The sequence below is a fragment of the Prauserella cavernicola genome, assembly GCF_016595675.1.
GTDB lineage: Bacteria > Actinomycetota > Actinomycetes > Mycobacteriales > Pseudonocardiaceae > Prauserella_A > Prauserella_A cavernicola.
Map to the genome: position 1 here is coordinate 1 of NZ_JAENJH010000002.1, position 20,131 is coordinate 20,131.

A 20,131-nucleotide genomic window follows, 5' to 3' on the forward strand; every position below is an offset into this window, starting at 1 on the left:
ACCTCAACCGAACAACGCAACACCGCACTGCCCGCCTGGCTCCATTTCTACAATCACCATCGCGCCCACTCCGCCATCGGAGGCCGCCCACCAGCCACCCGGCTGACCAACCTCCCTGGACATCACAACTAGAGGGAGACGGTACTGACGGGCAGCGCCGGGTTCGCCGAGAAATCGAGCGAGCTCGGCGCGCACCCGGCCGCCACCACGTGCGCGCCGAGCGCCGCGATCATCGCGCCGTTGTCGGTGCACAGTCGCGGCCTCGGCACGCGCAGCTCGATCCCCGCCGCCTCACACCGCTCGGCGGCCAGGGACGACAGCCGCGAGTTCGCGGCCACGCCACCGGAGATCACGAGCGTGCCGATGCCCGACTCGGTGGCGGCGCGCACGGCCTTGGCGGTGAGCACGTCGGCCACGGCCTCCTGGAACGACGCGGCGACGTCGTCGACCGGGATCTCCTCGCCCCTGCGCTGGGCAGCCTCGACCCAGCGGGCGACAGCGGTCTTGAGGCCGGAGAAGGAGAAGTCGAAGCGCGCGTCGCGCGGCCCCGTCATCCCGCGCGGGAACGCGATCGCCGTGGGGTCGCCGTTCTTGGCGGCCTTGTCGATCGGCGGACCACCTGGGTAGGGCAGCTCGAGCAGGCGGGCGACCTTGTCGTAGGCCTCACCGGCGGCGTCGTCCACTGTGGAGCCGATCTCGGTGATCTTGCCCGCGATGTCGTCAACCCGCAGCAGCTGCGTGTGGCCGCCGGAGACCAGCAGCGCCAGCGCCGGTGCGGGCAACGGGCCGTGCTGCAGCGTGTCCACGGCGATGTGGCCTGCCAGGTGGTTCACGCCGTACAGCGGAACGCCCAGCGCGGCGGCGTAGGCCTTGGCCGCCGAAACTCCGACGAGCAGCGCGCCGGCCAGGCCGGGACCCGCGGTGACGGCGATGGCGTCCACATCGGACAGCTCGAGCCCCGCGGTGGCGAACGCGCGCTGCGCGGTGGGCACCATGGCCTCGAGGTGGGCCCTGCTGGCCACCTCGGGCACCACGCCGCCGAACCGGGCGTGCTGCTCGACGCTCGAGGCGACCTCATCGGCGAGCAGCTCCACCGTGCCGTCGTCGTGCAGGCGGACCAGGCCGACGCCGGTCTCGTCGCACGAGCTCTCGATGCCCATCACGATGCGGGACATCAGCGGGCCACCTCCTGTGCTTGCCTGGCAGGCCGCGTCATCGTGTAGGCGTCGGCTCCGGATGGTTGGTAGTAGCGCTTGCGCAGGCCGACGCGGCTGAATCCGTGCCGCTCGTAGAGCCTGATGGCGCTGTCGTTGTCGGTGCGGACCTCGAGGAAGACGGGTGCGTCCAGCTGGTCGGCGCGCTCGAGCAGCGCTTCGAGCAGTGCGGTGCCGATGCCCTCGCCCTGCCGCTGCGGCAGCACGCCGATGGTGTGCACGGCGGTCTCCCAGTCGCCGGGCGTACCCATCGTGGCCAGGCCCGCGTACCCGGACACCTCGTCGTCGTCAGTGAGCGCCACCAGGTAGTAGCCACCCGCGTCGAGCTCGGAATGGAACGCTCCGGCGTTCCACGGACTGTCGCCGGGAAAGAGGATGCGCTCGATCTCGACACAGCGGCGAACATGTTTGCGGCGCAACGGTTCCAGTCTCACGAGGTGCTCACCCGCTTCCGCGTTCCCGGCTCGGTCGCGTCCGGCCTGCGCAGGTAGAGCGGGGTGAGCGGATCGGGCTGCGCGCCCGAGAGGATCGCGGCCTTGGCGGCCTCGACGATGCCCAGCGGCGTCGGCTGCTCGTGGTCGAGCACGCGGGCGGCGGGGGTCAGCTCGGCGGGCTTGTCGACGTGCGGCCCGTCCAGGCGGCGGCCCTCGGCGTCGTAGTCGGCCCAGTACACCTCGCGGCGCCGGGCGTCGGTGAGCACGCGGAACGGCTCGCCTGGCTCCGCGCTCGCGGCGATCGCGTCGAGGGTGCACACGGGATAGGCCGGTACGCCGAGGCTGTGGGAGAGCGCGGCGGCGGTGACCATCCCGGCGCGCAGACCCGTGTAGGGGCCGGGGCCGACACCGCAGGCGATGGCGTCGAGGTCAGCCAGGCCGTGCCCTGCGTCGCCGACGGCGTCGAGCACGTGCGGGGTGAGCAGCTCGCCGTGGGCGCGGGCATCGAGAGTGACGCGTTCGGCGAGCGGACGCGCGGCCCCGGTCTCGCGGTCCACGGAGACGACACCGGCGGTGACGGCGAGCGTGGCGGTGTCGATGGCGAGTACTAGCACCCTTCGAGCGTACGACCAGCCGATCGGGTCACGCGCACAACCTGGGCGGCGACCACGCGTCTGGGGTGGCGATGAAGATCCTCCGTTTCGCGCTGGGCGCGCCCGTGGCCGTGCTCGCCTGCCTGCTGACCGCCTCGCCGGCGACCGCCGACGCGACCCTTCTTGTCGATAAGTCGATCGTCTCGCCGGGTGAGGTCGTCCATGTGACGGCGAAGTGCCCGTACGCCGAGGGCATCAGCCACGTCGGCTCCCCCGCCTTCGCCGCCACCGGCGCGGACGGTCCGTACGCGGGCAACGGCGGGGTCGCCGTGCTCACGGCCCGCTCCGGCGGGTTCGGTATCGGGCGTGCGGAGATCCGCGCCGACATCGCACCGGGCGTGTACCCCGTGGTGCTGCGCTGCGGCGGAGGCAACGCGGGCACGGTCGAACTGACGATCCCCCCGGGCTGACACACCCGGGCTGGCCCCGGGCCAAGCCGGGTCGGATGCGGTGAAGGGCACCTTTACTGCATTGAGCGCAGTAAAGGTGCCCTTCACCGCGGCTGGGGTGCTACTGCTCCACGTCGTCGTCGGGGTTCCAGGTCAGGAGCCGGACCTTGGCGACCGTGCGCAGGTGGCGGCGCATGGCGGTGGCGGCCTTGCGACCGTCGCGGATGCTGATGGCGTCGAAGATCGCCAAGTGCTGCCCGAGCGAGCGGGACGGCCTGCCCGGCTGGCGCAGCGACTCGGTGCGGCTCTCGGTGATCTGGTCGGCGATGGAACGCATGAACTCGGCGAGCATCGAACTGTGCGCGGCGGCCGTGACGGCGGCGTGGAACCGGCGGTCACCCTCGACGCCGTTCGAGCCCGAGCTGATCTCCTCGCGCATGTAGTCGAGCGCGGCCTCGAGCTCGTCGAGGTCCGCCTTCGTGCGGCGCTCGGCGGCGAGCTCGGCCAGCTTGGTCTCCAGCGCCTCGCGCGCCTCCAGCACGTCCGGCAGACGCCGGCGGCGCTCCACGAGCTGCTCCACCGGCTCCGCGTCGAGGGTGTCTCTGACCAGGTACGTCCCGCCGCCGTGCCGGGCCTCGATGAGCCCCTGGACCTCCAGCACCACGATCGCCTGCTTGATCGACGCCCTGCTCACCCCGAGCCGCTGGGCCAGCTCACGCTCGGCGGGCAGCTTGTCGCCCGCGCTCAGCCTCGTGCTCGTGACGTACTCGCGGAGGCGCTCGATCACCTGCTCGTACAGCCGAGGACGGGCCATCGGCCGCAAGGCATCAGACACGCGGGACCCTTTCGATCGCGCCGACCTGCCGTTTCCCGGCAGCGTAACAATAGACAGGACGCTGAGTGGCTGAGCCACTCGACCACTCGGACCTTGACATGGGCCAGAGCGCCACCGCAAAGTGGTTCAGCCACTTGACCACTAGGCCACTGACCCACCAGACCAGTGCGCCACTCGACCACTCGGCTACTCGGCTACTCGCCAGAGAGAGCGCCCGCCCACCAGTCCCACCCGACCAGCGCAGCACCCCGCCAGACCACGTTTCCACCAGCGGAAACGCCACAACGGCGCGCTGGTGCCGGCCAATGCCCAGGACGTGGACCGTGATCGATTCTTCCGGCAGCTCATGGTCTACGGCGGCATCATTGTCGCCGTGGCACCGCTCGCCGCCTGGCTCGTGCTGATCGCGCCCGGCTTCGAGCGACCCCAGTGACCGACGAAGGAGATAGCGTGCTCTTCCCCTCTCTGCGAACGACACCGGACAAGACCGCACTGAGCTTCGGAGACCGGGAACTCAGCTACGCCGACCTCGCGCAGGTGTCCGGAGCGCTCGCCGAACGGCTGCGGGGCCTGCCCCGGGTCGCGGTGTGGGCGACCTCGAGCCTGGAGACCAGCGTCGCGGTGGTCGCGGCGCTGGCCGCGGGCGTCTCGGCGGTGCCGCTGAACCCGAAGCTCGGTGAGCGCGAACTCGCCCACATCCTCTCCGACAGCGAACCGGCTCTGGTGCTGACCGAGCCCGGCGTCGACCTACCCGAGGGACTCAGCTCAGTACCCCGCCACGACGTCGAGATCACGGGTGGCGTCACCGACCCGCTGCCGGAGCCGGATGCCGAAGCACCCGCGCTGATCGTCTACACGTCGGGCACCACCGGTCCGCCGAAGGGTGTAGTGCTGCCGCGCAGGGCCATCGCCACCACTCTCGACGCGCTCGAGGACGCCTGGCAGTGGAGCGCCGACGACGTGCTGGTGCACGCACTTCCGCTGTTCCACGTGCACGGGCTGATCCTGGGCATTCTCGGTCCGCTGCGCCGTGGCGGCTCGGTGCGGCACCTGGGCAAGTTCTCCACCGACGGCATCGCGGCGGCACTCACCGGCGACGGCACGATGATGTTCGGCGTTCCCACGATGTATCACCGGATCGCCACGGAGGTGGCCGACGACCCGCGGCTGGCCGAAGCGCTGCGGGGCGCGCGCCTGCTCGTGTCGGGTTCGGCCGCGCTGCCCGTGCACGACCACCAGCAGATCACGGCCGCGACCGGGCAGCAGGTGGTGGAGCGCTACGGAATGTCCGAGACGCTCATGAACACGAGTGTGCGCGCGGACGGCGAGCGCAAACCCGGCACGGTGGGGGTTCCGCTCGGCGGCGTCGAGCTGCGGTTGGTGGACGACGCGGGCGCGCCCATCGAGACGAGCGACGGCGAGACCGTCGGCGAGATCCAGGTGCGCGGGCCGAACCTGTTCACCGAGTACCTCAACCGGCCCGACGCGACGGCGGAAGCGTTCGCCGAGGGCTGGTTCCGCACTGGCGACATGGCGACCAGGGACGGCGACGGCTACATCCGCATCGTGGGCCGCAAGGCCACCGACATCATCAAGAGCGGCGGCTACAAGATCGGCGCGGGCGAGATCGAGAACGCGCTGCTCGAACACCCCTCGGTGTCGGAGGTGGCGGTGACCGGGGAACCCGACGACGACCTCGGCGAGCGCATCGTCGCGTGGGTGGTGCCCAGCGGGGCACAACCCACGGAGCAGGATCTCGCCGATCACGTCGCCCGCCTGCTCACGCCGCACAAGCGGCCGCGGGTGGTCCACTTCCTGGATTCCTTGCCGCGCAACGACATGGGCAAGGTGATGAAGCGAGCCCTCAGTGCCTGAGTCGGCGCGGGAGGTGATCGAGGCCGTCGCGTCGGCGTTCGCGGAGCTGCCGGGCGAGCTCCCCGCGGATGCCGGTATCGACGGCCCGATCGGCTGGCGCGGCTACGACGACGCGCGCGCCAGAGCGCGGGGGCGCACCGGCGAGAGCGAGTCGGTGGTGTGCGGCGTCGGCAAGGTCGGCGGCACCGAGGCGATGCTGATCGCGTTCGAGTTCGGCTTCCTCGGCGGTTCGCTTGGGAGCGGAACGGGACTTCGGCTGGAGAGCGCGTTCAGCAGGGCCCGCGAGCTCGGGGTGCCGGTGGTGTCGCTGATCGCGACCGGTGGCAGCCGGATGCAGGAGGGCATGCGGGCCCTGTCCCAGCTGCAGCGCATCGCGCGGGAGTCGGCGCTGACGAGGAAGGCCGGGCTGCCGCAGATCGCGGTGCTGCGCGAACCGACGACCGGAGGCGGCTGGGCGACGTTGGGCGCGGGCGCGGACGTGACGCTCGCGGTGCCGGGCGCGCAGGTCGGGTTCGCCGGGTCGCGGGTGCGCCCGCCCGGCGATCCCGCGGCCTACACCGCCGAGGGACAGCTCGCCTCGGGGCACGTCGACCAGCTCGTCGAGCCCGGCGAGTTGCGGTCGAAACTCGAGCGCTGGCTGCGGTTGCTGACGACTCCGGCCGAGCAGGCCGCTCCCCCGCCGCCTGCTCTGGGCGGCGACGGTCTGCCCGACACCGGCTGGGCGGCGGTCCGACAGGCGCGAGCGCAGGCGCGGCCGCACACGGAGTCCTATGTGGACGCTTACTTCGACTGGCGGGAGGACCTGCGCGGCGACCGGTGCGGCGGAGTCGACGAGGGCGTGCTGTGCGGCTTCGGACAGCGCGACGGCACGACGGTGGCCTACGCGGCGCAGTGCGGAACGGCGACCAGACCTGCGGGATTCCGCACCGCGGCGAGGCTGGTGCGGCTGGCCGACCGGCTCGGCATTCCGGTACTGACGCTGGTGGACACCCCCGGCGCGGCCAACGACGCCGACGCGGAACGGGCCGGAGCCGGTCCCGCGATCGCGGAGCTGTTCGCGGCGATCGCGGCGGCGCAGGTGCCGGTGACGACACTGGTGATCGGCGAAGGCGGCTCGGGTGGGGCGCTCGCGTTCGCGGCGCCGGAACGGACGTGGGTGACGCCGGACAGCTACTTCTCGGTGACCTCGCCGGAGGCGGCCGCGAGGATCCTCAAGCGCGGCGAGGACGAGGTGCCCGCGACCGCCGACCAGCTGCGCCTGCGTCCGCAGGACCTGGTCGAACTGGGCATCGCACGGGGAATCGTGGCTCCGGCGCGGTGACCGCACACCGTGCCCGACCGTCCTGACCACCGGAAACCGTCGGTCCCGCGCGGTAATGTGAAATCAGGGGCGCCCCTGTGCGTCGCCAACGGAGTTCTCGCGCCGCACCAGGCGCCGGTGTCGCCCCGGCCGCACGACCTCAGTCAGCACGCCGGGTCCGTGCCAGCGCTCCCCTGCGCGGCCGTACCGAACGCGGTGAAGGGCACCTTTACTGCATTGAACGCAGTAAAGGTGCCCTTCACCGCAACACGGCAGGGCCGGCCACTCAGGCTGCGAAGGTCAGTTCGTTCGCTCGGTTCGCCCAGGAGCCGTGCGGCTCCAGCGCCACCGTGCGCACGTCGTCGGGCCTGCGGTCGAGGCGCACCACGAGGAAGTCCTCCGAGAGCCGCTCCGCGAGACCCTCGCCCCACTCCACGACCACGGCCGCGGCCTCGAGATCGGTGTCGAGGTCCAGGTCGTCCAGCTGCGAGAGGTCGCCGCCGAGCCGGTAGGCGTCCACGTGCACCAGCGGCACACCGTCCTCACCAGCCGGGTGCACCCTGGCCAGCACGAACGTCGGCGAGCTCACTCGCCCCGACACCCGCATGCCGTCGGCGATTCCGCGGGTCATGGTCGTCTTACCGGCGCCGAGCGGCCCCGCGAGCAACACCAGGTCGCCCGCTCGCAGCACTCTGCCGAGAGACTGTCCGAAGTGGATGGTCTCGTCGGCGGTCACCAGCTCCGTACTCATCTGCGCCACCACCGGATCTTACGCAGGAGCGGCTGCCTGCCGACACCGTCGCAGTGCCGCAGCAGCTCCATGACGTGGCTGTTCACCAGGTCGGGTTGTTCGAGATGCACCATGTGGCCCGCGCCGCGGATCCGCACCAGCTGCGCGTCCGGCAGCTCGGCCGCCATGCGCTCCGCGTGCGAGTACGGCGTCAGCCGGTCCGCGTCGCCACCGACCACGAGCACCGACGTGTGCTGGAGTCCGGCCAGCGCGGCGTACCGGTTGTGGCTGCCGAGGGTGTCCACGAAGTTCACCAGCTGCCGCACCGGCGAGACACCGAGCATGTCCAGCATGAAGTCCACCAGCTTGGAGTCCACGTCGCGCCTGCCGAAGGCCAGCCGCCGCACCGCGTGCCGCGTCAGCTGCCCGCCTGCCGCGCGCACGAACTCCACGAGTCCCGGCTGCCAGCCGGCGAGCTCACCCACGCCCCGCGTCAGCGGGTTGTACTTCCACAGCAGTGAGCGCGGCAGTCCTCGCGCACCGATCTCACCCGCCGCGGTGGCGATCAACACCACACCCCTGACCCGCTCGGTGAACAGCTCGGGGCTCTGCTGGGCCAGCTCCATGATCACCATGCCGCCCATCGAGTGTCCCATCAGGACGATCGGCCCGTCGGGCGCCACCGCACGCAATACCGCGTGCAGGTCGGCCGCGAGCTGTTCGATGGTGCTGTGCTTGGCCTCGGCGGCGGCGGACTGCCCGTGCCCTCGGTGGTCGTAGTACACCTGCCGCACGCGCGGTTCCCGCAGCGAGGTCAGCGCGCGGCGCTGGAAGTGCCAGCTCAACCGCGACAACGCGAAGCCGTGCACGCCCACGACGGTCAGCCTCGGCGTGCCGCCGTCCTCGGGGTCGATCTCCTCGACCGAGATCGGCGACCCGTCGTCGGCGGCCACCGTCGACGTCCGCCCCGGCGTGAGGCGACCGTAGGGTTCCTCGGCGGGCGACTCCTCGTCCGCCCGCAGTGGTCGTGAGGTCATCGGCCCTCGACCTCGCCGGAGTAGCGCCGCCGGACCCTGGGCCGGTACATGCCGGTGACGATCTCGTAGTCGATGGTGCCGATGGTGTCGGCCCACTCGGTCGCGGTCGGGGCGCCGTGCTCGCCCGCGCCGAACAGCACCACCTCGGCGCCGACCTCGGGCTCGTCGTCGCCGCAGTCCACCACCAGCTGGTCCATGCACACCCGGCCCGCGATCGGACGTCGCCTGCCACCGAGCCACACGTCCATCCGCCCGGACAGGGTGCGCGGAACCCCGTCGGCGTAGCCCACCGGCACCAGCGCGAGCGTGGTGTCCCTCGCCGCGGTCCACGTATGTCCATAGGAGACGGACTCGCCCGCCTCGACGCGTTTGGTGAGCACGACGCTCGACCGGAACGTCATCACTGGCCGGAGGTCTTCCTGCTGCGGCACGGGATTGAGCCCGTACATCGCGATTCCCGGGCGCACGATGTCGAAGTGCAGGTCGGGCCGGGTGAGCGTGGCGGCCGAGTTCGCCAGGTGCCGCAACGGGTTCAGCCCGGCCTCCCGCGCGATCGCATACGCGTCGGCGAAGCGCTCAGCCTGCCGGTCGATCGAGGGATGTCCCGGCTCGTCGGCACACGCCAGGTGCGACCAGATGGCCACCACCTCGACGTCCGGCTCCGAGGCCGCCGCCTTCACCAGGTCAGCCCACGCGTAGGCCGGGCAGCCGTTGCGCGACAGGCCGGTGTCGATCTTCAGGTGCACGCGTGCGCGTCTGCCCACCCTGGCCGCGGCGGCGACGATGCGGTCCAGCTCCGCCGCCGAGCTCACCGACACATCGATGTCCTGCTGGACTCCGGGCGCGAGGTCGGCCTCCGGGGTGTCGAGCCACGCGAACAGCCGCGTCGTGAGCCCGGCCGCCCGCAGGGCGAGCGCTTCGGCGAGCGAGCACGTGCCGAGCCAGCTCGCACCCGCCTGCACCGCGGCCTTCGCGACCGGAAGGGCGCCGTGCCCGTAGCCGTCGGCCTTCACGATCGCCATCGTCGCCGCACCGGACGACGCTGCCCGCGCGGCGAGCAGTCCGAGGTTGTGGCGCAGCGCACCGAGGTCGATCTCGACCTCGGCGCGGGGCGAGTGGTCAGCAGTCATGGCCGGGGAATTTTCCCACAGTGGCTCAGAGATCGTGCACCGCTCCACGCGCGGCGCGGTGCCGTTCCCGGATCCGCTCGCCCTCCGCCGCGTCGCTCGCGGACGGCTCGTCGAGCCGCAATGCCTGGTCAGCGCCCTGCCACCGCGGCGGGTCCTGCGTCCCGGCCAATGTCCACGCCGCCTGCCGTGCCGCGCCGAGGGCGACGTGCTCGGCGGGTTCGGGCACCACCACGGGCACGCCGAACACCGACGGCGCCACCGCGCGCACGCTCGCCGACTGCGCGGCGCCGCCGATGAGCAGGACCCGGCGGACGGTGATTCCGTGCTCACGCACCGCCTCCAGACCCGCGGCGAGCCCGCACAGCATGCCCTCCACGGCGGCCCTCGCCAGGTTCTCGGGAGTCATGTTCGCCCTGCGCAGTCCGAGCAGCGAGCCAGCCGCTTCCGGCAGGTTCGGCGTGCGCTCGCCGTCCAGGTACGGCAACAGCGTCAGTCCCTCGGCACCCGGCGCGGCGGCGAGCGCCAGCCGGTCGAGCTCGGCGAGGTCCACGTCGAGCATCGCCGCGGTCGCCGTGAGCACCCTGGCCGCGTTGAGCGTGCACGCCAGCGGCAGGAACCTCCCGGTCGCGTCGGCGAACCCGGCAACCGTGCCGGTGGCGTCGGCGGGCGACGTCTCGCAGACCCCGAACACGGTGCCACTGGTGCCGAGCGACACCACGACGTCGCCCTCACCCACTTCGAGTGCCAGCGCGGCGGCCATGTTGTCGCCGGTGCCGGGCGACACGAGCAGCCCGTCCGACATGTGGCCCGCGGGCTGCGCGGGACCGAGCACGGTGGGCAGTTCCGGTGTCCGGCCGCCGAATGCCTTGGCGAGGATGTCGGTGCGGTACTCGTTCTTCGCGGGCGAGAAGTAGCCCGTGCCCGAGGCGTCCCCGCGATCGGTCACCGGGTCGCCACCGACGAGCCGCCACGTGAGCCAGTCGTGCGGCAGCAGCACCCGCGCGACGCGGTCGGCGAGCTCAGGCTCGTGCTCGGCCATCCAGCGCAGCTTGGTCACGGTGAAGCTCGCGACCGGCACCGAACCGACGGCGTCGGCCCACGCCTGCCCACCACCCAGCTCGTCGGTGAGGTCGGCGGCGGCCTTGCCCGAGCGCGTGTCGTTCCACAGCAGCGCGGGGCGCACCACCTCGTCGGCGTCGTCCAGAGTCACCATGCCGTGCTGCTGCCCTGCGACACCGATCGCCGAGACGCCCTCGAGCAGTCCCTCGGTCGCCGTCGTGAACGCGGACCACCACTCCGCCGGGTCCACCTCGGTGGTGTCGGGGTGCTCGGCCCTGCCGGAGCGCACGACGACGCCCGTTCGCGCGTCGCACACCATCACCTTGGTCGACTGTGTCGACGAGTCGACCCCGGCGACCAGAACGTCCCTGTTCCCTGTCATGTTCGTGAGCTCCCCTGGTCCGTGCCCTCGCAGGCGACCGCCACCCGGCCGCCGAACGCGCGCAATGCCTCGATCTCGTCCGCCGGTGTGTGGTCGTCGACGAGCACCACGTCGTAGGCGCCGGCGTCGCCGTACGCGTAGGTGGCCGTCCTGCCGAACTTCGAATGATCCACCACGAGCACGTTGTGGTGGGAGACCTCGAGCGCCGCCTCTTTCAGTTCGGCGTACTCCCGAACCGGGTGGTACAACCTGCCGCCCGCGACCGCCGTCGCCGACACGAACCCGACATCCGCGCGCAGTCGGCGCAGGCCAGCGAGGGTGTCAGGGCCGATGCACGAGTCGAACTCGGTGTAGCGGCCACCCAGCAGCAGCACCTCGTTGCTCCCGCCCTCGCCGACGATCCGCGCCACCTCGAGCGAGTTGGTGATCACCACGAGCCGCTGGAGTCCCGCGAGCGTGCGCGCGAGCGGGAACAGCGTGGTCGAGTCGTCGAGGAACACGGTCTGTCCCTCGGTCACCTCGGCGGCCGCGAGCACGCACAGGGCCTGCTTGCACTCCAGGTGCAGACCTTGCCTGAACCGCTTGGCCGTCTCCATCGTCAGCGCGGGAAACGAAGCCACGCGACCGCGCAGCTTGCGCAACAGCCTGCGTTCGGCGAGGTCGTCGAGGTCGCGGTGCATCGTCATGAGGCTGACGTCGAAGCGCTCGGTGAGGTCGTCGATGCGCACCTCGCCGAGTTCGATCACCGTCCGCAGGATCGCCTGCCTGCGCTGCTCGACGGCCGCGTCCGGCGGCCGGGTAGCTCTAGGCATCCGGGAGCACCACGGCCTTGATCACGCTGTCGTCGCGGCCCGAGACGGTGAGCGCCTGCTCCACCTCGCCGAGGCCGAAGCGATGGGTGACCAGCCGGTCGAGATCCACCTCGCGCGACGCCGCGAGCGCGATCGCGTCCGGCCACGTGTTGGCGTAGCGGAAGGTGCCGGTCACCTCGAGCTCGAAACCTTGAACGTGCGCGAGCGGCAGCGGGATCTCGTCGCCGCCCATGCCGATCAGCACCACGCGGCCCGCGCGCCCGACGCGGCGCACGGCCTCGCCGGTCGCCGAGGGCACGCCGGAGCACTCCAGCAGCACGTCCGGTTCGAAGCCGGAGTCCGCGAGCGAGGTGGTGCCGACGTCGACGGTGGCGGTGGCACCGAGCTCGGCGGCAAGACGCAAGCGCTTGGCGTTGACGTCGGTGACGACGACCTCGGTGGCTCCGAAGGCCCTGGCCGTCTGCGCCGCGACGAGACCGATCGGGCCCGCACCGGTGACCAGCACCCGCGAGCCGGGGCCGACTCTGGCCTTGCGGCAGGCCCACACTCCCACCGACAGCGGTTCGAGCAGCCCGGCGGCCTCGTCGCTGAGCGCGTCGGGCACGGGGTAGACGAACTCCTCGCGCAGCACGACGTACTCGCAGAACGCGCCGTCGATGGGCGGGGTGCCGAAGAACCGCATGTCGGGGCAGAGGTTGTAGCGGCCGCGCCTGCACTGGGCGCAGCGAGAGCACGGCACTCCCGGCTCGAGCGAGACCCGCGTGCCCGGCTCGTGCAGCGTCGCGCCCGGCCCGTTCGCGACCACGACACCACTGGGCTCGTGCCCGAGAACCAGGGGACGTTGCACCACGAAGTCCCCGATCCGGCCGTGCTCGTAGTAGTGCACGTCGGAGCCGCAGGTACCCACGGCGAGCACGCGGACCAGCACCTCGCCCGGTCCGGGAACGGGCACGGGACGCTGCTCGGTGGTCACGTCGTGGACCCCGTTCAGCACGGACACCGTCATGGCTTCGGGCAGCGCGTTCACCGGTCCTTCTTACCAGCTCACCGGCGAGTTCTTAACACGTAACTCGGTAATTCTCACGGCACCAGCGCGCGAACCTGCCGTACCGCGTCCGGGATCGCCGCGAGCACGCCGGACGCCGACACCGGCACCCCGCGTGCGGCCAGCTCACCCGCCCTCGCGTGCACGTCGGCTGCGGCTCCCGCGGCCAGCCACGGTTCGAGCCCCGAGGCCAGCAACGCGCCGGTCACCCCGGACAGCACGTCCCCGGAGCCCGCCGTCGCCAGCCACGAGCCGCGAGCGCGGTTCACCAGCACCCGGCCGTCCGGGTCGGCGACCAGAGTGCTGTGCCCCTTGAGCAACACCACGGCGTCGAACCGGCGCGCGGCATCCCGCACGGCGGCCACGCGGTCGGGCCCCGGCGCGCTGCCGGTGAGCCGCTCGAACTCGCCGTCGTGCGGGGTGAGCAGCAGCGGGGTGTCCGGATCGCGCGCGTCGAGCACCTCGGGCCGCTCGGAGATGATCGTGATCGCGTCGGCGTCGGCGCACACCGGCACGCCCTGGCCGAGCGCGTGCACCAGCACGTCCCTGCCCGCTCCCCCGACTCCGATGCCGGGCCCCACCACCCAGGCCTGCACGCGGCCCGCGTCGAAGATCGAGCCCGTGGCCACCACCTCGGGCCAGTGCCAGCGCACCACGTCGGCGGCGTGCCCGGCATAGCGCACCATGCCCGACGTCGCGCGCACCGCGGCCGCTGCCGCGAGCACCGCCGCGCCCGGGTAGGCCGACGATCCGGCGGCGACACCCGTGACGCCCTGCGAGTACTTGTTGTCCGACGGCCCCGGCATCGGCCACGCCGCGGCCACGTCGGCGGCGTCGAGCACCCGCAGGTCGGGCTCGCCCAGGTCGTCATCGAGCCCGATGTCGACGAACACGACCTCGCCGCAGCGCTGCGGGTTCAGCACGTGCACGGGCTTGCGCGCACCGAAGGTCACCGTCGCGGTGGCTCGCACCGCGGGGCCGGTCACGGCGCCCGTGTCGGGGTCGACGCCGCTCGGCAGGTCCACGGCGAGCACGGGCGCGCCGACGTGCTCCACCAGCGCCGCCGCGTCGGGCCGCAGCGGCCCCTTGGCGGAGATGCCGACGATCCCGTCGATCACCAGGTCCGCGCCTTCGATCCACTGTGGACCTTCAGCGGGCTCGACGACCCTGCCACCGGCCCTGGTCAGCGCAGCGAGCCCCTGAGGATGCGCCTTCTCCGGCACCAACAGGACGGCCACGACGCCCACGCCGCGCCTGCGCAGGAACGCGCCTGCCCACAGGGCGTCGCCGCCGTTGTTGCCAGCGCCGACCAGCAGCACTACCCGCCTGCCCGACACGGAACCCGCGTGCTCGGCGAGCATCCTGGTGGCGTGCACGGCCACGCCGTGCGCGGCGCGCCGCATGAGCACGCCCTCGGCGGTCACCGCGAGGAGCCGGTCCTCGGCCTGCCGGACGTGGTCAGTGGTCCAGATTCCGCGCACAGGCCACTGTCTACTCCACCGTCACCGACTTCGCCAGGTTGCGGGGCTTGTCCACGTCGTAGCCGCGCGTGCGGGCGATCTCGGCGGCCAGCACCTGCAACGGCACCGTGGAGACCAGCGGCTGCAACAGCGTCGGCACCGCCGGCACCTCCACCAGTTCGTCGGCGAAGGGGCGCACGGTGTCGTCGCCCTCCTCGGCGATCACGATCGTGCGGGCCCCCCGCGCCTGGATCTCGCTGATGTTGGACACGAGCTTGGCGTGCAGCATCGCGCGGCCCTTCGGCGACGGCATCACCACGACCACGGGCAGGCCGTCCTCGATCAGCGCGATCGGGCCGTGCTTGAGCTCGCCAGCGGCGAAGCCCTCGGCGTGCATGTAGGCGAGCTCCTTGAGCTTGAGCGCACCCTCCAGCGCCACCGGGAACCCGACGTGCCTGCCGAGGAAGAGCACCGCCTTCGAGTCGGCCATCCGGCGCCCGAGATCCCGCACCTGATCCACAGTGGACAGAACCTTGTGGACGGCGGCGGGCATGGCCTCCAGCTCGCCGAACTCGCGGGCGACCTCGTCGGGGTACTTCGTTCCCCTGGCCTGCGCGAGCGCGAGGCCCACCAGGTAGTTGGCGGCGATCTGCGCCAGGAACGCCTTGGTGGAGGCGACCCCGATCTCCGGGCCCGCGTGGGTGTAGAGCACCGCGTCGGACTCACGCGGGATCTGCGCGCCGTTGGTGTTGCAGACCGCCAGCACCCGCGCCTTCTGCGCCCGCGCGTGGCGCACGGCCTCGAGCGTGTCGGCGGTCTCGCCGGACTGCGACACGGCCACCACGAGCGTGTCGCGGTCGAGCACCGGGTCGCGGTAGCGGAACTCGCTGGCCAGCTCCACCTCCACGGGCAGGCGGCACCAGTGTTCGATCGCGTACTTGGCGACCAGCCCCGAGTGGTAGGCCGACCCGCACGCGACGACGAACACCTTGTCGACGTCGCGCAGGTCCTGATCGGACATTCGCTGCTCGTCGAGCACGATGCGCCCGGACTCGAAGTGCCCGCGCAGCGTGTTGGCCAGCGCGTCGGGCTGCTCCTCGATCTCCTTGAGCATGAAGTACTCGTGGCCGCCCTTCTCGGCGGCCGAGAGGTCCCAGTCGACGGTGAAGGGCTTGCCCTGCGCGGGCTCGCCGTCGAAGTCGGTGACGTGATAGCCGTCGCGATCGATCACCACGAGCTGGTCCTGGCCGAGCTCGACGGCTTCGCACGTGTGCTCGATGAACGCGGCGACGTCCGAGGCGACGAAGGTCTCGCCCTCGCCCACCCCGACCACCAGCGGCGACGACCGGCGGGCCGCCACGATCAGATCGGGCTGGTCGGCGTGGGTGACCACGAGCGTGAAGGCGCCCTCGAGCCTGCGGCACACGGCGCGGACGCTCGCGGCGAGGTCTTCCAACGTGTCGCCCTCGGCGTAGGCGCGGGCGATCAGATGGGCGGTGGTCTCGGTGTCGGTGTCGCTGGTCAGCTCCACCCCGTCGGACTCGAGCTCGGCCCGCAGCGCGGCGAAGTTCTCGATGATCCCGTTGTGCACCACGGCGACGCGTTCACTCGCGTCCCGGTGCGGGTGCGAGTTGCGGTCCACCGGCGCGCCGTGCGTGGCCCACCGCGTGTGACCCATCCCCGCGGTGCCCGCGAAAGCATCCCTGCCGGATTCCTCCAGCGCCGACTCGAGGTTGGCGAGGCGACCCGCCTTTCGTTCCACCGTCAGGGATCCGGCGCCGTCGAGCACCGCGACACCCGCCGAGTCGTAACCCCGATACTCCATCCGGCGCAAGCCACCGAGCACCACGTCGAGCGCCTTCCGGTGCCCCACGTATCCCACGATTCCACACACGTCCCCCAGCGTAACGAGACTGCGCGAACCGCCCGCCCCGGCACGGGGACAGCGCGGCCACACCTGCCGTCACCTGACCGTTCGGCTACCCTCCTGCCATGGCCAGCAAGCCGAAGCAGTTGCTCGAGGAGCTCTCCCACCCGGGGCCGCACGAGGTGCTGCGCGGTGATCTCGCACTCGTCGGCGTGCCCGGCGTCGTGTACACACCCCGCGCGGGGCTCAACCTGCCCGCCATCGCGTTCGGGCACGGCTGGATCCAGCCTCCCGGCCGCTACCGAGACCTCCTGCGGCACCTGGCGAGCTGGGGCATTGTCGCGGCGGCTCCCGCCACGCAGACCGGCCCGCTGCCCTCGCACCGGCTCTTCGCCGCCGACCTGCGCTCGACGCTCGACGTCGTCCGCGGCGTGCGGCTCGGCCCCGACGGCATCAGCGTCGACCCGCGCAAGCTCGGCCTCGCGGGCCACTCCGTCGGCGGCGGCGCCGCCGTGCTCGCCGCGGCCGCCGAGGGCGAGCCCGAGATCAAGGCCGTCGCCACCGTTGCGGCGGCACAGACGATGCCCCAGGCCACCACGGCCGCGGGGCAGCTCACGATCCCTGGTCTGCACCTCGCCGCCGCCAACGACCTCGTCGCGCCCGCGACGGGCAACGCCGAGGCCATCGCCAAGGCGTGGGCGGGACCCGTGCAGCTGCGCATGCTGCCCAAGTCGTCGCACCTCGGCGTGGCGGAGGGCCCGCACTGGAGCCAGGCGCTGGTGCACGGCAAACCGCACCGCGCGACCCAGCACGCCGTGCGCGCGTTGTTCACGGCGTTCTTCCTGACCCACCTCACGGGCACGAACACCTACAGGCCGCTGCTGGAGGCCGACGTGAAGGCGGCCCCCATCGCGTTCGAACCGGAACCCGCCGTCAGCTGAACACGCGGAGCAGCGCGCAACCCACGGTGCCGTCGTCGTCCAGGGCCGTCGCCACAGCAAGTCCCGGCGAGCGCAGCAGCGTCGCGATCTGGAAGGGGCCCGTCGCCGCGCCGACGTCGCCGATCACCTCGGCGGGGTTCACCACCGAGGCACGCAACCCGGCAACAGCGGCGCGCTCGGCCTCGGCGAGCTCACCGCCGGGGGCCGAGAGCACCAGCGTGCCGATGTCCCCAGGTGAGACACCGGCCTTGGCGAACGACCGGTCGAGGCACCGGACGAGCCCGGCGGCTCGATCGCCGTCGACAGCCACCCTCGTCTCGACGGCGAGCACCTCGGCCAGCGGGTCGCGGGCCTGCCCTGAGGGCTCCACGAACAGCACCGCCGCACCCTCGCCGAGCACGTGCCGGGAGCCACGGTGGTACTCCAGCCAGGCCCTCGCCGGGCTGTACTCCTCCACCGCACCGCAGACGACCCCGCTCGCCCGTCCCGTCGCGAGCAGGCGCACGCCGTAGCGCAGCACGCCCAGCCCTGACATCCGGCCGCCCGCGATCGTCGTGTTCGGCCCGGTGAGCTTGTGCCAGATCGCCGCCTGACCCGCGGCACTGTTCATGAGCGCGAAGGGCATCGATGCGGGGTTGACGAAGTAGGGCTTGCGGCGGGTCAGCGATTCGCGCGTGAACTCCAGCTGCGTCTGCGAACTACCCGAGGTCGTCCCGAGCACGACTCCGGTTCGCTCGTCCACGTCGAGACCGGCCAGCAGTTCGTCGACCACTCCGATGGCCAGTGCGCTCGACCGGTCCATCGAGCCGGTGCCCTTCGCACCGAGCATCTCACGCGTGTCGAAGGCCGAGGCCAGAAATGCCTGGTCACCCGGGCTGTTGTCGTCGAGTGGGCTCGGCCGCGGGGATGCTTTCTCGAACGCGTCGCGCCCGATCCCGCACGCCGAGATCGCCGACCACGCCGTGATCACCGGCCCCATCCGATTCACCGCTTCCCGAGCACCACAACGGCGTTGTTGCCGCCGAAGGCGAGCGCGTTGTTCTGCACCACCCGCAGATCGGCGGACACCGAGTTGTTGGGCACGCAGTCGATGCCGCACTCCGGGTCCGTCTCGGTGTGGTTGATCGTCGGCGGGATGAAGCCGTCCTCAATGCCCAGCGCGCACGCGGCGGCTCCGAGTGCGCTCGCCGCACCCATGGTGTGGCCGAGCATGGACTTCACCGACACCGTGCGCGGCGGCGCGTCACCGAAAACCTGCTTGATCGCGCCGCACTCCGTGATGTCGTTGGCCTTCGTGCCCGTGCCGTGCGCCGAGATCAGGTCCACCTCACCAGGCGTGACACCGGCATCGGCGAGGGCCAGCTCCATGCATCGGCGCACGCTGTCACGGTCGGGAGCCACCTGGTGATGGGCGTCGCAGTTGAGGCCGTAGCCGAGGACCTCGGCGTAGATCCGCGCACCACGCGCCCGCGCCGTCTCCAGCGGCTCCAGCAGTAGCACCGCACCGCCCTCGCCGGTCAGGATGCCGGACCTGCCCGCGTCGAACGGCCTGCAGCACTCGGGGTCGACCGCGCCGAGCCGGTAGAAGCCCGTGAACGTCGTGCGGCACATCGCGTCCGCTCCGCCGCACAACGCGAAGTCGGCCTCGCCTGTGCGCACGGCGTCAAAACCGTTACCGATCGCGTAGTTTCCCGCCGCGCAGGCGGTCGCGATCGTCGAGACATCCACATCGGACAAACCGAGCTCCCGGGCGACTCCCGTGGCGAGCCTGCTAGCCGGAACCCGGTGCGCCGCGGCGGAATCCATGCTCTGTGCCCCCGAGCGGACGACTGTCTCGGCCAGGCGTTCACCGTCGTCGGCCCCACCGTCGGTGGTGCCGATGGACACCACACCCGTACGGTCGCGCAGTTCGGCCTCAGCGATGCCCGAGTCCTCCACAGCGAGCCTGGCCGAGGCGATCGCGAACTGCGCGGCCCTGCCCACCTCGACGAGCGGGACGTTGCGCACCCAGCGTCCTGGTTCGAACCCGCGCACCTCGCAGCCACCAGCATGGGCGAAACCGGTGGTGTCGAACGCCTCGATCGCTCGCGCACCACTGCGGCCATCCCGCAACGCCCGCGCGAACTCACCGGCACCGGTGCCGATGCTGGACACGACACCGATCCCGGTGATCACCACCCTGCGCACGGCTCAGGCATCCAGCGCCGCGCTGAGCACGTCGTACACCCCGCGAAGGTTCACCAGACGCTCGATCTCGCTCTCGTCGATCTCCAGGTCGAACTCGATCTCGAGGTTGGCGAGCAGTTCGATGAGCTTCATCGAATCAGCGCCCAGGTCGTCGGTGAACAGGTCGGTGTCGCTGACCTTCTCCGGCTCGATCTCCAGCACCCTGCAGACGAGTTCCTTGATCTCGTCCGCCCGTTGCGCGACCACGTCGTTCATTTCAACCAGTTGTTGTTGGAGAAGTCGTCATCGTCGAAGCGTTCCTCCCTGGCGTGCCGGGGCGCGCGCTGCGGCGGAGGCGGTGGAGCGGACTTCTCTGGTTCCTCCTGCTGGGGCGGCGCGACCGAGCGCGAGAACTTGCGCTGCGGCTGCGCGGCAGGCTCCGCCGGTGCGGCCGGAGGCGGTGGCGCGGTGGACGCGGCCCGCTCCACCGGCGCGCCGGTCGAGTACTTCGCGAACTCGTCGGCGGGCTGCTCCGCCTCGGACTCCCCGAAGCCCATGACGTGGTTGCGTTCGGTCAGCGACTTCTCCGTCGCCCAGCCGCCCGCTTCGCGCTGCCTGCGGCCCAGCTCGCCGAGATGCTTGGCAGCGCGGTCGGCGACCTGGCCCTGGCGCTGGAAGGTCTCCTTCGCCTGTTCCTTCGCCACCTTGGCCTTGCGATCGCGCAGGGCACGGCGCTCGGCCATCTCCCGGTTGATCTGACCCAGCCGGGAGACGACCGCCGCGGCCTTTCCCTCAGCCATCA

21 protein-coding genes and 1 pseudogene are annotated in these 20,131 nt (G+C 71.7%); 6 read left to right on the forward strand and 16 right to left on the reverse strand.

What is annotated here, in order from left to right; genetic code table 11:
• Positions 1-132 (forward strand): integrase core domain-containing protein (locus tag JHE00_RS06485; RefSeq protein WP_200315881.1); only part of this gene is annotated, 132 nt, incomplete at its 5' end.
• On the opposite strand, the gene tsaD is transcribed toward JHE00_RS06485, so the two are convergent.
• From tsaD to tsaB, 3 genes are read right to left on the reverse strand one after another with little or no spacing between them, the layout of a single operon-like run.
• Positions 129-1,175, reverse strand: coding sequence for a tRNA (adenosine(37)-N6)-threonylcarbamoyltransferase complex transferase subunit TsaD (gene tsaD / locus JHE00_RS06490; protein WP_200315883.1), 1,047 nt, complete (start codon positions 1,173-1,175; stop codon positions 129-131). The genes JHE00_RS06485 and tsaD overlap by 4 nt on opposite strands.
• Positions 1,175-1,648, reverse strand: a complete 474-nt coding sequence (gene rimI, locus JHE00_RS06495; RefSeq protein WP_200315885.1) for a ribosomal protein S18-alanine N-acetyltransferase — start codon at positions 1,646-1,648, stop codon at positions 1,175-1,177. Before rimI ends, tsaD begins: the two co-directional genes overlap by 1 nt.
• A complete protein-coding gene (gene tsaB, locus JHE00_RS06500; protein WP_200315887.1) occupies positions 1,645-2,262 on the reverse strand; it encodes a tRNA (adenosine(37)-N6)-threonylcarbamoyltransferase complex dimerization subunit type 1 TsaB in 618 nt (205 codons plus the stop codon). The genes rimI and tsaB overlap by 4 nt, the downstream gene beginning before the upstream one ends.
• Before the next feature lie 71 nt (positions 2,263-2,333).
• Between tsaB and JHE00_RS06505 the strand changes: the two genes are divergently transcribed.
• The gene (locus tag JHE00_RS06505; protein ID WP_200315889.1) at positions 2,334-2,711 is read left to right on the forward strand and encodes a hypothetical protein; all 378 of its coding nucleotides are present in this window, start codon (positions 2,334-2,336) and stop codon (positions 2,709-2,711) included.
• A 100-nt stretch (positions 2,712-2,811) separates the two neighbouring features.
• Here the strand turns inward: JHE00_RS06505 and JHE00_RS06510 are convergent, their stop codons facing one another.
• Positions 2,812-3,525 (reverse strand): FadR/GntR family transcriptional regulator, encoded by a 714-nt coding sequence (locus JHE00_RS06510; RefSeq protein WP_307831841.1) that lies wholly within the window; start codon positions 3,523-3,525, stop codon positions 2,812-2,814.
• 283 nt (positions 3,526-3,808) lie between these two features.
• Between JHE00_RS06510 and JHE00_RS36205 the strand changes: the two are divergent.
• The 3 genes and pseudogenes from JHE00_RS36205 to JHE00_RS06520 form a co-directional block, all read left to right on the forward strand.
• A pseudogene (locus tag JHE00_RS36205) lies at positions 3,809-3,958 on the forward strand (SLC13 family permease); the annotation flags it as partial.
• A 17-nt stretch (positions 3,959-3,975) separates the two neighbouring features.
• The gene (locus JHE00_RS06515; RefSeq protein ID WP_200315891.1) at positions 3,976-5,400 is read left to right on the forward strand and encodes an acyl-CoA synthetase; all 1,425 of its coding nucleotides are present in this window, start codon (positions 3,976-3,978) and stop codon (positions 5,398-5,400) included.
• A complete protein-coding gene (locus JHE00_RS06520) occupies positions 5,393-6,721 on the forward strand; it encodes a carboxyl transferase domain-containing protein (protein ID WP_200315893.1) in 1,329 nt (442 codons plus the stop codon). Before JHE00_RS06515 ends, JHE00_RS06520 begins: the two co-directional genes overlap by 8 nt.
• A 265-nt stretch (positions 6,722-6,986) precedes the next feature.
• Here JHE00_RS06520 and tsaE read toward each other — a convergent pair whose 3' ends face one another.
• From tsaE to glmS, 8 genes are all read right to left on the reverse strand, one after another.
• Positions 6,987-7,451, reverse strand: a complete 465-nt coding sequence (gene tsaE / locus JHE00_RS06525) for a tRNA (adenosine(37)-N6)-threonylcarbamoyltransferase complex ATPase subunit type 1 TsaE (protein ID WP_200315896.1) — start codon at positions 7,449-7,451, stop codon at positions 6,987-6,989.
• Positions 7,448-8,467: an alpha/beta fold hydrolase gene (locus JHE00_RS06530; RefSeq protein WP_200315898.1), complete on the reverse strand. Its 1,020-nt coding sequence runs from the start codon at positions 8,465-8,467 to the stop codon at positions 7,448-7,450. The genes tsaE and JHE00_RS06530 overlap by 4 nt, the downstream gene beginning before the upstream one ends.
• The gene (gene alr, locus JHE00_RS06535; RefSeq protein WP_200315900.1) at positions 8,464-9,597 is read right to left on the reverse strand and encodes an alanine racemase; all 1,134 of its coding nucleotides are present in this window, start codon (positions 9,595-9,597) and stop codon (positions 8,464-8,466) included. Before alr ends, JHE00_RS06530 begins: the two co-directional genes overlap by 4 nt.
• Before the next feature lie 25 nt (positions 9,598-9,622).
• The gene (gene xylB / locus JHE00_RS06540; protein ID WP_200315902.1) at positions 9,623-11,038 is read right to left on the reverse strand and encodes a xylulokinase; all 1,416 of its coding nucleotides are present in this window, start codon (positions 11,036-11,038) and stop codon (positions 9,623-9,625) included.
• A complete protein-coding gene (locus JHE00_RS06545; protein WP_200315904.1) occupies positions 11,035-11,850 on the reverse strand; it encodes a DeoR/GlpR family DNA-binding transcription regulator in 816 nt (271 codons plus the stop codon). The genes xylB and JHE00_RS06545 overlap by 4 nt, the downstream gene beginning before the upstream one ends.
• A complete protein-coding gene (locus JHE00_RS06550) occupies positions 11,843-12,868 on the reverse strand; it encodes an NAD(P)-dependent alcohol dehydrogenase (RefSeq protein ID WP_230423248.1) in 1,026 nt (341 codons plus the stop codon). The genes JHE00_RS06545 and JHE00_RS06550 overlap by 8 nt, the downstream gene beginning before the upstream one ends.
• A gap of 62 nt (positions 12,869-12,930) precedes the next feature.
• Entirely contained in the window at positions 12,931-14,376 is a 1,446-nt protein-coding gene (locus tag JHE00_RS06555; protein ID WP_200315906.1) for an NAD(P)H-hydrate dehydratase, read from the reverse strand.
• Between the two features lie 10 nt (positions 14,377-14,386).
• Positions 14,387-16,249: a glutamine--fructose-6-phosphate transaminase (isomerizing) gene (gene glmS / locus JHE00_RS06560; RefSeq protein ID WP_200315908.1), complete on the reverse strand. Its 1,863-nt coding sequence runs from the start codon at positions 16,247-16,249 to the stop codon at positions 14,387-14,389.
• Positions 16,250-16,347: 98 nt separating this feature from the next.
• Between glmS and JHE00_RS06565 the strand changes: the two genes are divergently transcribed.
• Complete coding sequence (locus JHE00_RS06565) at positions 16,348-17,163, forward strand: poly(ethylene terephthalate) hydrolase family protein (protein ID WP_200315910.1); 816 nt, start codon at positions 16,348-16,350, stop codon at positions 17,161-17,163.
• On the opposite strand, the gene JHE00_RS06570 is transcribed toward JHE00_RS06565, so the two are convergent.
• The 4 genes from JHE00_RS06570 to JHE00_RS06585 are packed head-to-tail and all read right to left on the reverse strand — an operon-like array spanning position 17,156 to position 20,129.
• Positions 17,156-18,142, reverse strand: a complete 987-nt coding sequence (locus JHE00_RS06570; protein WP_200315912.1) for a beta-ketoacyl synthase N-terminal-like domain-containing protein — start codon at positions 18,140-18,142, stop codon at positions 17,156-17,158. The genes JHE00_RS06565 and JHE00_RS06570 overlap by 8 nt on opposite strands.
• Before the next feature lie 5 nt (positions 18,143-18,147).
• Entirely contained in the window at positions 18,148-19,350 is a 1,203-nt protein-coding gene (locus JHE00_RS06575) for a beta-ketoacyl-[acyl-carrier-protein] synthase family protein (RefSeq protein WP_200315914.1), read from the reverse strand.
• A gap of 3 nt (positions 19,351-19,353) precedes the next feature.
• Complete coding sequence (locus JHE00_RS06580; RefSeq protein WP_200315916.1) at positions 19,354-19,605, reverse strand: acyl carrier protein; 252 nt, start codon at positions 19,603-19,605, stop codon at positions 19,354-19,356.
• A complete protein-coding gene (locus JHE00_RS06585) occupies positions 19,602-20,129 on the reverse strand; it encodes a hypothetical protein (RefSeq protein WP_200315918.1) in 528 nt (175 codons plus the stop codon). Before JHE00_RS06585 ends, JHE00_RS06580 begins: the two co-directional genes overlap by 4 nt.
• Between the last annotated feature and the right edge of the window lie 2 nt (positions 20,130-20,131).